This window comes from Pseudomonas sp. LB-090624 (genome assembly GCF_003205205.1).
Taxonomy (GTDB): domain Bacteria; phylum Pseudomonadota; class Gammaproteobacteria; order Pseudomonadales; family Pseudomonadaceae; genus Aquipseudomonas.
The window spans coordinates 76,396-89,300 of sequence record NZ_QJRL01000019.1 but is presented as its reverse complement, the minus strand read 5'-3'; the positions used below and the strand labels follow the sequence as shown (position 1 = coordinate 89,300).

At 65.2% G+C, this 12,905-nt stretch carries 7 protein-coding genes; all 7 read left to right on the top strand.

The features are described from left to right. Positions 1-204: 204 nt before the first annotated feature. The 7 genes from DMX11_RS17660 (at position 205) to DMX11_RS17630 (ending at position 12,873) form a co-directional block, all read left to right on the top strand. On the top strand, positions 205-1,368 hold the full coding sequence (locus DMX11_RS17660; RefSeq protein WP_110745670.1) for an efflux RND transporter periplasmic adaptor subunit: 1,164 nt from the start codon (positions 205-207) through the stop codon (positions 1,366-1,368). Beyond that, on the top strand, positions 1,369-3,339 hold the full coding sequence (locus DMX11_RS17655; RefSeq protein ID WP_110745669.1) for a MacB family efflux pump subunit: 1,971 nt from the start codon (positions 1,369-1,371) through the stop codon (positions 3,337-3,339). After that, positions 3,336-4,775 (top strand): efflux transporter outer membrane subunit, encoded by a 1,440-nt coding sequence (locus tag DMX11_RS17650; RefSeq protein WP_110745668.1) that lies wholly within the window; start codon positions 3,336-3,338, stop codon positions 4,773-4,775. The genes DMX11_RS17655 and DMX11_RS17650 overlap by 4 nt, the downstream gene beginning before the upstream one ends. Positions 4,776-4,850: 75 nt before the next feature. Next, positions 4,851-5,870, top strand: coding sequence for a GNAT family N-acetyltransferase (locus tag DMX11_RS17645; protein WP_110745667.1), 1,020 nt, complete (start codon positions 4,851-4,853; stop codon positions 5,868-5,870). A gap of 22 nt (positions 5,871-5,892) precedes the next feature. Next, a complete protein-coding gene (locus DMX11_RS17640; RefSeq protein WP_110745666.1) occupies positions 5,893-7,542 on the top strand; it encodes a cyclic peptide export ABC transporter in 1,650 nt (549 codons plus the stop codon). A 167-nt stretch (positions 7,543-7,709) separates the two neighbouring features. Next, positions 7,710-11,957, top strand: coding sequence for a non-ribosomal peptide synthetase (locus DMX11_RS17635; protein ID WP_256590630.1), 4,248 nt, complete (start codon positions 7,710-7,712; stop codon positions 11,955-11,957). A gap of 37 nt (positions 11,958-11,994) precedes the next feature. Beyond that, positions 11,995-12,873, top strand: a complete 879-nt coding sequence (locus tag DMX11_RS17630) for a formylglycine-generating enzyme family protein (RefSeq protein ID WP_110745665.1) — start codon at positions 11,995-11,997, stop codon at positions 12,871-12,873. Positions 12,874-12,905: the final 32 nt, after the last annotated feature.

Here is a 12,905-nt window from a genome sequence, read left to right as displayed (position 1 = left end):
GTGAGCTCACAAAAAAACCCGACAACTGTCGGGTTTTTTTGTTTCTGCTAGTTGTAGCTTAATCGATTAATCAGACAGTTACCGCGGCACCGGCAACTATCAAGACCTGCGGCATGCCGCGCAGTAAATTTTGCAGGCTACTTCTCGTTCAAAGGACAACCCCGCGACGCGTCTCGGAGGAATTCACTTTGGCCGGAACCCTGCATGAATCGTCCCCCCTTGGCCCGCCGGGCCCTGATCATCGTATTTGGCCTGGCAACGCTGCTGGCCGTGAGTGCCTGGCAGATCATGCCGCCCAGCCACGACGGCCTGAACACCGTCACTGTCAGCCGGGGTGATATCGAGAGCAGCGTGACCGCCATCGGCACGTTGCAGCCGCGCCGCTATGTGGATGTCGGCGCCCAGGCCTCCGGGCAGATCCGCGCCATCAAGGTCGAGGTTGGCGACGCCGTGCAAGAAGGCCAGTTGCTGGTTGAAATCGACCCGTCCACGCAACAGGCCAAGCTGGACGCGGGACGCTACTCGGTCGAGAACCTGCAGGCGCAGTTGCAAGAGCAACGTGCCCAGCATGAGCTGGCCCGGCAAAAGGCCGAGCGCCAGCAGAGCCTGGCGGCAGGCGGCGCCACGCGCGAAGAGGACGTGCAAACGGCGCGTGCCGAACTCAAGGCCACCCAGGCGCGCATCGACATGATCAAGGCGCAGATTCGCCAGGCCCAGGCCAGCCTGCGCAGCGACCAGGCCGAACTGGGTTACACACGCATCTATGCGCCCATGAGTGGCACTGTGGTCGCACTGGATGCCCGCGAGGGGCAGACACTCAACGCCCAGCAGCAAACACCGCTGATCCTGCGCATTGCCAAGCTGTCACCGATGACCGTCTGGGCAGAGGTCTCGGAAGCGGACATCGGCCATGTCAAACCCGGCATGCACGCCTACTTCACCACCCTTAGCGGCGGCACCCGGCGCTGGAGCAGCAGGGTGCGGCAGATCCTGCCGGTGCCCCCCAAGCCGCTGGAGCATGCCAACCAGGGCAGCGGCAGCCCGGCCAGCAAAAGCAATGGCCGCGTGGTGCTGTATACGGTCTTGCTGGACGTCGACAACGCCGACGGCGCCCTGATGGCGGAAATGACCGCCCAGGTGTTCTTCGTCGCTGACCGCGCGCAGAACGTGCTGACCGCCCCGATTTCCGCGCTCAACCCGGGCAAGCAGCCCGATCTTAGGCTGGCACAGGTACTGACGAAACAAGGCGCCATTGAAAATCGCGAAGTGCGCACCGGCATCAGCGACCGCCTGCGCGTGCAGATTCTCGAAGGGCTGGAAGAAGGTGACCACCTGCTGATCAGCCCCTTGCTCAGTGCAGGAGGGTGAATGCCGGTTCCCCTGATTGAGCTGCGCGATATCCGCAAATGCTATGGCGGCGTCGATACACCGCGAATCGAGGTCTTGCGTGGCATCGACCTGAGCATCCATGCCGGTGAATTCGTCGCCATTGTCGGTACCTCTGGCTCAGGCAAATCTACGCTGATGAACATCCTCGGCTGCCTGGACCGCCCCTCCAGTGGCGACTACCTGTTCGCGGGTGAACAGGTGGCCAGCCTGGACAGTGACGCACTCGCCTGGCTGCGGCGGGAAGCCTTCGGTTTCGTGTTCCAGGGCTATCACCTGATTGCCTCCGGCACCGCCCAGGAAAACGTCGAAATGCCGGCGATCTATGCCGGCACGCCTGCCGCCGAGCGCCACGCACGCGCCCATGCCCTGCTGACCCGCCTGGGCCTGGCCGAACGTACCGGTAATCGCCCGCACCAGTTGTCTGGCGGCCAGCAGCAACGCGTATCGATAGCCCGCGCGCTGATGAACGGTGGCCATATCATTCTGGCAGACGAACCTACCGGCGCCCTCGACAGCCGCAGCGGTACCGAAGTCATGGCCCTGCTCGACGAACTGGCCAGCCAGGGCCATGTGGTGATCCTCATCACCCACGACCGGGAAGTCGCCGCACGGGCCAAGCGCATCATCGAAATACGCGATGGCCAAATCATCAGCGACCAGGCCCAGCCTGAGCCACGGCCCGCTTCGACACCCAAGGCCAGCGCGCTGCAGGCCGTTGACCTGCGTCAACGCCTGAACGACGGCAGCGAGCACAACGGTGCCTGGAAAGGCGAACTGCTCGACGCCGTCAAGGCGGCATGGAGGGTGATGTGGATCAACCGCTTTCGCACCGCACTGACGTTGCTGGGCATCATCATCGGCGTGGCGTCGGTGGTCGTCATGCTGGCAGTGGGTGAAGGCAGCAAGCGCCAGGTCATGGCCCAGATGGGCGCCTTCGGCTCCAACATCATCTACCTCAACGGCAAGCCACCCGCCCCCAGGGCGCCGGAAGGCATCATCACCCTGGACGACACCCGCGCCATCGCCACCCTGCCCCAGGTACGCATGATCATGCCCGTCAATGGCGGCAAGGCCGGCGTCCGCTATGGCAACCAGGACCTGAAGCTGTATGTAGGCGGCTCCAACACCTACTTCCCGCAGATATTCAACTGGCCGGTCGTGCAAGGCAGCTTCTTCACCGAGGCCGACGAAGCCGCCGGCGCGGCAGTGGCGGTAATTGGCGAAAAGACCCGGGAAAAACTGTTTGCCGACCGCAACCCGGTGGGCCAGTACATTCTCATCGAGAACGCACCGTTCCAGGTCATCGGGGTGCTGGCCGGCAAGGGCGCCAGCTCTGGCGACCAGGATGCCGATGCCCGGGTGATGGTGCCCTACACCACCGCCAGCGTGCGCCTGTTCGGCAACCAGGCCCCGGAATACGTGGTGATCGCCGCTGCGGATGCGCGCCAGGTGAAGCAGACCGAGCAGGTCATCGACCAGTTGCTGCTGAAACTGCACAACGGCGTAACCGATTTCGAACTCACCAACAATGCGGCGATGATCCAGGCCGAAGCCAAAACGCAGAACGCACTGTCGCTGATGCTGGGCGCCATTGCCGCCATTTCGCTGCTGGTGGGCGGCATCGGGGTGATGAACATCATGCTGATGACCGTGCGCGAGCGCACACGGGAAATTGGTATCCGCATGGCCACCGGCGCGCGCCAGCGCGACATCCTGCGCCAGTTCCTTACCGAAGCCGTGATGCTGACCATGGTCGGCGGCGTCAGCGGCATCGCCCTGGCATTGCTGATTGGCGGCGCCCTGAGCCTCGGCCAGGTCGCCGTCGCCTTCTCGCTGCCCGCCGCCATGGGTGCCTTCGGCTGCGCCGTGGTCACCGGTATCGCGTTCGGCTTCATGCCCGCCCGCAAGGCTGCCCGGCTCGACCCGGTGGCCGCCCTTACCAGCGTATGAGTACCCCAACGTTGATCAAACCCTTGCCCCTGCTCGGCGCCTGCCTGCTGCTGAGCGCCTGCGCCACCCCTGCACTGCCGCCGCAACACGGCGTGCCTGCCCCGGCCCGCTGGCAGGCAGCCACGCCCGAGGCGCCTCCCCGCAACCTGACCGGCTGGTGGCAGTCGTTCGGCAGCCCGACACTGAACCAGCTGGTGGAGCAAGCCCGCACCGACAGCTTCGAAGTCGGTGCGGCCATGGCCCGGGTCCGCCAGGCGCAGGCCGATGCGGTCATTGCCGGCGGCCCCTTGCTGCCTGAGGTGACCGGGGCAGCCAATGCCAACCGCGAGCGCCTGCAGCACGGCGACGGCTACAGCCAGCTGAATTCCAGCCCGACCCAGCGCACCACTCATTACCTGGATGTGGCCCTGAAGGCCAGCTACGAGGTGGACTTCTGGGGCGGCAACGCGGCAGCGCGCGAAAGTGCCCTGCACAGCCTGCAAGCCAGCGAGTTCGACCGCGCGACCGTTGAACTGACCTTGCTCGGCAAGGTTGCCGACAGCTACATGCAGGCGCTGGCCTTCCAGCAGCAGGGGCGGATTGCCGAACTTAACCTAACCAATGCCGAGCGTGTCCTGCAACTGGTGCAAACCCGCTTCGATGCAGGCTCGGCCACGGCACTGGAACTGGCCCAGCAACAAAGCCTGGTCGCCGCCCAGCAACGGCAACGCCCACTGTACCAACAACAGGCCCGGGAGGCCCTGATCACCCTGGCGACCCTGGTCGGGCAGCCGGTGCAGGACCTGCAACTGGGCAACACGCGCTTTGAACAGCTCAACTGGCCCTCGATCGATGCGGGCCTGCCCAGCGAACTGATCAGCCGACGGCCGGATATCGCCAATGCCGAGGCCAAGCTGGCGGCGGCTCAGGCCAATGTGCGTGTAGCCCGCGCGGCGATGCTGCCCAAACTCAACCTGACGCTGATCGTCGGCAGCGGCGCCGATCATTTCCCGGACGTCTTGCGCAACCCCTTCACCAGCCTCGCCGCAGGCTTGGTTACCCCGGTGTTCGACAACGGCCGACTGGGCGCCGAGCGCGACAAAGCGGTGGCAGCCCAGGACGAACTGCTGCAGGACTACCGCGGCGCCATCCTGGCCGGTTTCAGCGATGTGGAAAAGGCCCTCAATACCCTGGACGGCATCGACCGGCAACTGCATTGGCAGGCGATCGAACTGCAACAGGCGCGCAAAGCCTTCGACATTGCCGAAAGCCGCTACCAGGCGGGCGCCGAGGACCTGCTGACCGTCCTGCAGACCCAACGCACCCTGTACCAGGCTCAGGACGAGGATGTGCAACTGCGCCTCAAGCGGGTCATGGGCAGCATCGCCCTGTACAAGGCCCTGGGCGGCGGCTGGCAGGTCGCTGGCGCTGAACCAGGTGCCGCACCCGGCGCTTAAACATCGGCAGGTGCGGTTCGTCTTTATCCATGGACAGCACCCGATAAGTCGCACCCGCCCCTCACAGGAAGCCCTATGAACGCACCCTCTTTCAGTCTGATCCTGGCCGATGGCCGCAAAGCCAGTGCCCAGGATGAAACGCCAGAGAGCGGCAGCCTGCGCCTCGACAGCAGCGCCGCCATCCCCTACCGGGAGGTCGACCACAGTATCGTCTTCGAGCCACTTCCGCCTGCGTTCCCGGCCAGCGCGATGCTGGCGGTACTGGCGACCCGTTTCTGCCACCACAAACAATGTGACGAGGTGACTGTGCGGGTCCCTGGCGACCGAGAATTTGCCGTGCGTGCGGTACGTGAAGGCATTTTCGATCACTGGCAGGTCGACGACCAAGGCCGGCTTGCCCTGCGCTGCACCCGCCAGACGTTCTGGCAGCAACCCCTGCCATGGCTTCGTGAGCCGGCCAGCGTGCACACGGCCCCGCGTTACTGCTTCAGCGGCGAAAAACGCCACCCGCAACGCCCGCCAAAACCGGCGGGCGAAGTCTATCGACGCCACCTGCCGAAGCTGAACACCACCTTTTCACTGCGCACCATCGACCCGGTGAAAGACCTTGCAGCCTTCAACCGCTGGATGAACCTGGAGCAAGTCGCGTTCTTCTGGGAGCAGACCGGCACCCCGGAAGAACATGCGCAATACATTCGCGAAATGCTCGACGACCCGCGCGTGCACCCACTGATCGGCTGCTTCGATGACGAACCCTTCGCCTACTTTGAAGTGTACTGGTGCAAGGAAGACCGCATCGCACCCTACTACGACGTCGCCGACTACGACCGTGGCTGGCATGTGGTGATCGGCGAGCCCAAGCACCAGGGCATTGGCAAACTGCGCGGCTGGTTCCGTTCCCTGATGCATTACATGTTCCTCGATGACCCCCGCACCCAGCGCATCCTCGGCGAGCCGCGCATCGACCATACCCGCCAGATCGACTTCCTCAAGTCCCAGGGGTTCGGCCACCTGAAGGACATTCAACTGGCTCACAAGAAAGCCGCCCTGCTGCGCCTTGAGCGTGAAGCCTTCTTTGCTGACCACGTCCTTTGATCCGCCTGGAGAAGACTTCCCCATGATTCGCAAACCGCTCAGCGCGACCCGCGAGCTTGCCCAGTTGCTCAAGCCGTTCTGGCCCATCGTGCTGGTGTCCACCCTGCTGGGCATCCTCGGCGGCTTCAGCGTCACCACGCTGCTGGCCACCATCAACCGCGCCCTCAACAGCGAAGCAGGGCTGACCCATGCCGTGCTGTGGTTATTCGCCAGCCTTTGCGTGCTCACCCTGCTCAGCAGCATCTTCTCCGACATGGGCACCAACTTCGTTGGCCAGAAGATCATCGCCAAACTGCGCAAAGAGCTGGGCGAAAAAGTGCTTTCGGCGCCCATCGAGCAGATCGAGCGCTATCGCAGCCACCGCCTGATCCCGGTGCTGACCCACGATATCGATACCATCAGCGATTTCTCGTTCGCCTTCGCCCCCCTGACCATTTCGCTGGCGGTGACGCTGGGCTGCATGGGCTACCTGGCAACATTGTCCGGCCCGCTGTTCCTGCTGATGCTGCTGGCATTGGGCGCCGGCATCACCGCCCAGGTCATCGCCCGCACGCGCGGCATCAAGGGGTTCAACACCGCCCGCGAGGCCGAGGACGACCTGCAGAAGCATTACAACGCCATTGCCCAGGGCGCCAAGGAGCTGCGCATACACCGGCCGCGCCGGTATCGCATGTTCACCCGGCATATCCAGGGGATCAGCGAGCGGATCAGCGCCATCCAGATCAAGGCAGTCAATACCTACATCCTGGCCAAGACGTTCGGCTCGACGCTGTTCTTCATCGTCATCGGCCTGGCCCTGGCGCTGCAAAGCACCTGGACAAGCGTCGATCAGGCCGCAATGACCGGTTTCGTGCTGGTGCTGCTGTACATGAAAGGCCCACTGGACCATCTGGTCAGCGTACTGCCGCTGGTCAGCAAGGCACAGGTGTCATTCCAGCGCATTGCCGAGCTGTCAGAGCAGTTTTCCTCGCCCGAACCGAACCTGCTGCTCGACGGTCAAGGCGCACCGCGCCAGACCATCACCAGCCTGGAACTGCGCAATGTGCAGTACGCATTTCCGGCTGTCGAGGGCAGCACGCCGTTTCGCCTGGGCCCGGTGAACCTCACGATCAACCAGGGCGACATCGTGTTCATCGTCGGCGAGAACGGTTGTGGCAAGACCACGCTGATCAAGCTGCTGCTTGGCCTGTATGCGCCGCACAGTGGGGACATCCTGCTGGATGGCCAGCCGGTGTCGGTGCTTGACCGGGATGACTACCGGCAGCTGTTCACCACCATTTTCGCCGACTACTACCTGTTCGACGACGTGGTCCAGGGTGACCAGCAAATCCCCGACGATGCGACCCAATACCTGCAACGCCTGGAGATCGCGCACAAGGTCAGCGTACGCGAAGGCGCCTTCACCACCACCGACCTGTCCACTGGGCAACGCAAGCGCCTGGCACTGATCAGCGCCTGGCTGGAGCAGCGCCCGGTACTGGTGTTCGACGAGTGGGCAGCCGATCAGGACCCAACCTTCCGCCGCATCTTCTACACAGAGCTGCTGCCGGACCTCAAGCGCCTGGGCAAGACCATCATCGTCATCTCCCACGACGACCGCTACTTCGATATTGCCGACCAGTTGGTAAACATGGACAGCGGCAAGGTTCGCACCGCAGCCCAGCCGGCCTGACCGGCTGCATCCCTCGCCCCGACCAGGTCGGCTACAACCCTGGCCGGGGCCTGCCCACCCGCCCCGTCACCCACGCGCCCGCCGGTAAATTTGCCGTGCGGCGGCTCGTTTACTGGCCATACACCTCTCCAGAGGACAGCGGCCATTCGCCGGCAAGGCCGGCCCCCATGCTGCTGTCCTTCGCCTCGACTGCCACAGGGACCGCCATGCACGAATCACTGGATGCCGACTCGCTCGCTGAAGACTTGCTGGACGACGCCTTGCTCGCCCTCCTCCAGGATGAGCTGCCTGAACCCGACCAGATAGCACCACGCGAGAGCGCCGGGCCTGCCCCCCTCTCCTTCGCCCAGCAGCGCCTGTGGTACCTGCAGCAGTTCAACCCGCAGAGCGCGGCGTACAACCTGCCACGGGCACTGTCACTGAAGGGTGAACTGCATGACCAGCACCTGGCCATGGCCTTGCAGGCGGTGGTCGACCGCCATGACATCCTGCGCAGCAGGTTCGCCGAGGTCGAGGGCATACCGCAGCAGTTCGTCGAAGCCGACGCACGCCTCGAAATGCCCTGCGACGACCTGACCGCCATGCCCGCCACGCAACGCCCTCATGCATTGCAGCGGCTCATCGAAGCGGATGCGCTGGCACCGTTCGACCTCGGCAAGGCGCCCCTGATCCGGGCCCGGCTGGTGAAAGTACAAGGTGACGAGCATGTGTTGCTGCTGAACATGCACCACATCGTTTCAGACGCCTGGTCCAATCCAATCCTGCTGCAGGACCTGCTGGGCGCCTATTCGCAGGCAGCCGCCCAGGGAGCCTGCAAGCTGCAAAGGCCCGCCATCCAGTATGCCGATTACGCCATCTGGCAACGCCAGGCCTACCTGCAAAGCGATGCGTGCCAAGCGTCTGCCCGCTACTGGCATACCCGGCTGGGTGACGAACTGCAGCCGTTGATGTTGCCGGGTGACGTCGACCCGCGCTGCGCTGACGCACCGCCCGAGGGCACCAGTGCCCGCTACCATGGCCTGCAGCTGGACGCCGAGGTGTTCCGGGCCCTGCAGGAGCTCAGCCGGCAGCAGGGCGTGCAACCCTTCGTCATCGCCCTGGCCGCCTGGCAGGTGCTGCTGGGCCGCTACAGCGGCCAGCGGCAATTTACCCTCGGCGTGCCCAGCGCCGGGCGCAACCGCAGCGAAACCCAGCAGTTGGTAGGGTTCTTCGTCAGCACCCAGATCTACCGCGCCGAACTCGACCCGCAGCAATCCGTGCAGACCCTGCTGCAAAACCTGCGCGAGCAGTCTATTGCGGCCCTGAGCCACAGCGACTACCCGATGGAGCTGTACCTGGAGACGCTGCAGCACAACGGCCAGGTGCTACCCACCCAGTTGTTCCAGGCCCTGTTCAACTGGCGCGTGGCCGGGACTGCCAGCGGCCCGCTGGCCCTGGGCCCACTGCAGCTGGACTTCCTCGATACCGCCAGCGCCCAGGCCAAATGCCTGATCGGCATCGACCTTGAATACGCAGCCGATGGCCTTGGCTTCAGCCTGGAATACGACTGCAGCCAGTTCAGCCACGCCACCGTGCAACGCATGGCCCGGCACTGGCAGAACCTGCTGCTGGCCATGGCCCGGGGGCCCGAACAACGCTTGGGCGAGCTCGACATGCTGGGCACGCCGGAACAGCAGGCCACCTTCGCCCAGTGGAACCCGGCCCCCGCCGAGCACCCGGCCGACCAGGCCCTGCACAGCCGGATCGAGGCCCAGGTACAGCGCACCCCCGATGCCATCGCCGTCACCTGCGAGGGCCAGGCCCTGAGCTATGCCCAGCTCAACCAGCGTGCCAACGCCCTGGCCCGGCGCCTGGTCGACGACGGGGTCGGGCCTGACGTGCTGGTCGGCCTGGCTGCCGAGCGCTCGCTGGACATGGTCGTTGGCATCTTCGCCATTCTCAAGGCTGGCGGTGCCTATGTGCCGCTGGACCCGGCCTACCCGGCCGACCGTTTGGCCTACATGATCGAAGACAGCGGCCTGCAGCGCGTGCTGGCCCAGCCCCAGGTGCTGGCCAGCCTGCCGGTGCCGGCAGGCGTGCGCGTGCTCAGTCTGGAAAGCAACGATGACAGCAGCCAGGCCGACCCGCTGGCCTGCTCGCCGGTCACCGTCAGCCCGGACAACCTCGCCTATGTGATCTACACCTCCGGTTCCACCGGCAAGCCCAAGGGCGTGCTGTTGCCGCAGCGCAACGTGCTGCGCCTGTTCACGGCCACCGACGCCGACTTCCGCTTCGGCAGCGACGACGTGTGGAGCCTGTTCCACTCCTATGCCTTCGACTTCTCGGTGTGGGAAATCTTCGGCGCCCTGCTGTACGGCGGGCGCCTGGTGATCGTGCCGCAGCACACCAGCCGCTCGCCCGAGGCCTTCTACCAGCTGCTGGCCGACGAGCAGGTCACGGTGCTGAACCAGACCCCGTCGGCGTTCAAGCAACTGATGGCAGTGGCCACCACGGCCGAGCCGCAGCGGCCACTGGCATTGCGCAGCGTGGTGTTCGGGGGCGAGGCGCTGGACGTCAACAGCCTGGCACCGTGGTTCGAACGCTTCGGCGACCGCCAGCCGCAGCTGGTGAACATGTACGGCATCACCGAAACCACCGTGCATGTCAGCTACCGGCCGCTGTCGCTGGCGGACCTGGGCAAGGCGGCCAGCAGCCCGATGGGCGTGCCGATCCCCGACCTGTCCTGGTATGTGCTCGACGGCGACCTGAACCCGGTAGCCAAAGGCTGCATCGGCGAGCTGTACGTCGGCCGCGCCGGCCTGGCGCGCGGCTACCTCAAGCGCAGCGACCTGAGCGCCACGCGCTTCGTGCCGGACCCGTTCGGTGCCCCTGGCGGGCGCCTGTACCGCACCGGTGACCTGGCGCGCTACCACGCCGACGGGGTGATCGAATACGCCGGGCGCATCGACCACCAGGTGAAGATCCGCGGCTTCCGCATCGAGCTGGGTGAAATCGAAGCCCGCCTGCAGGCGCAACCACAAGTGCGCGAGGCCCTGGTGCTGGCCCAGGAAGGCGCGACCGGCCAGCAGCTGGTGGCCTACCTGATCCCCGCTGCCGAGGTAGCGCTGGAGCAGCAGGCCGGGCTGCGTGCGCAGCTGCGCGAACAGTTGAAGGAAGCGCTGCCGGACTACATGGTCCCGGCGCACCTGCTGCTGCTCGACCGGTGGCCGCTGACAGCCAACGGCAAGCTCGACCGCAAGGCCCTGCCCAAGGCCGATGCCAGCCTGTTGCAACAGGCCTACAATGCCCCCCAGGGCACGCTGGAACAGGCCTTGGCCAGGTTGTGGCAAACCGCGCTCAACGTCGAACGCATCAGCCGTGACGATCACTTCTTCGAACTGGGTGGCCACTCGTTGCTGGCCATCCAGCTGCTGGCCAGCATCAAGCAGGAACTCGGCCTGGCAGTGCGTATCCAGGACCTGCTCGCCTACTCCCGCATCGACCTGTTGGCTGCACATCTGGGCCGTGAGCATACAGGTGCGAGCCCGTGCATCGTGCCCCTCAACCGCCCGGCCACACCGCTGCCTGCATTGTTCTGTATCCACCCCAGCGGCGGCATGGTCTTCAGCTATCAGCCGCTGGCCAGGTGCCTGGAGCCGCAGGCTTGCGTCTACGGCGTGCAGCACCGGGGCGGCAGCCCGGCGCCGGCCGAACGGCAGGGCTGGCAAGCGATGATCGCCGACTACACCGCACAGATCCGCCAGGCACAACCCTCCGGGCCATACCGCCTGATGGGCTGGTCCCTGGGCGGCAGCATTGCCTGGGACATCGCCCGGCAGTTGGAACAGGCCGGCTGCGAGGTCGCATTCCTGGGGCTGGTCGACAGCACCCTGCCCGCGGCGCAGTTAAGCCGCGCCGCGTTCCCCCAGCACACCCCTCGCCCAGCCCGCCACAGCGATGCACCGGGCCAGCGCGAGCTGCAAGACACCGTCGAACTGTTCGGGCTGTTGTTCCCGCAGGCCAAACAGGCCGCCGCCGAGCAGCTGCACGCCAACCCTACTCAGGACGTCAAGGCGTTCTACCAGTGGGCCACGGCGCACCTGGCTGACGCTGGCAGCGATGTCCAGGGCGTGCTGGCCAGTGCCAAGGCCCAGATCATGAATGCCCAGGCGTTCGACATCCACGATCAGCTGGAAGCGAGCTTCGCCGATTTCACCCTCGCGCCGCTCAGGGTCAAGCCCAGTTGCTGGTGGTCGCAGGTGCACAAGAGCGCAGCACACATTCACGCCGCCGAGCAGGTCATCCGCCAGTTCTGCGCAGGGGGTGAGCTGGACGTTTCGCTGCACTCACCCTACCCACACGAAACCATGATGCTGGAGCAGCCCCTGATCGACTCGTTCATCGAGGCGTTCGGCCGTAGCTACCCGGCACCCTGAATACCCCGTCACACCTGCCAAAAAGGAAACGTTCGCCATGAAGTGCGCCCCCTACACCGTCACCGGCCTGGCCCTTGCCATGGCCATGGCGGCCTGCCCGCTACTCGCCCAGGCTGCCGGCAAGACCCCGGGCGAGGTCTTTCAGGATTGCAAGGCCGGCTGCCCGGAAATGGTCGTGCTGCCTGCGGGCAGTTTCGTCATGGGCACGCCGGATGACGAACCGGGCAAGCAGCCCGACGAAGGCCCGCAACATACCGTGACCTTCGCCAAACCCTTCGCTATCAGCCGCTTCCAGGTCACCGCTGGCGAGCTGGATGCCTATATCAAGGAAACCGGCGTGGTCATCAAGGACGGTGACAAACGCCCAGGGCGCCTGTGCCAGGCCAGCAAGCCTCGCTACCAGCAGGGGCCGCGCCAGCCGGCAGTGTGCGTCGATTACTACGATGTGCAGGCCTATGCGCAGTGGCTGAGCAAGAAAACCGGCCACACTTACCGCATGCTCAGCGAGGCCGAACGCGAGTACGCGGCACGGGCCGGCTCCACCGGGCCGTTCCCGTTCCCGTTCGACGAAGAAGGCGACTACCAGATCAGCAAGCACGCCAATACCTACGGCCCCAAGGACGGCTTCAGCTACACCTCACCGGTAGGCAGCTACCCGCCCAATGCCTTTGGCGTCTATGACATGCACGGTAACGTGTATGAATGGGTCGCCGACTGCTACCACAAGGACTACGTCGGCGCGCCCAGCGATGGCAGCGCCTGGATGGAGGCCGACGGCGGGCTTTGCCAGGCGGCGCACATGCGCGGTAATGACTGGGGTGAAGCGCCGATCTTCTCGCGTTCGGGCAATCGCAATGATCGCGAACGCACGGTACGTGGCGACTTCCTGGGCTTTCGTGTAGCGCGGGAGCTGTGACCTGGCGCAGGCCATCTGGGCGGGGTACCCGC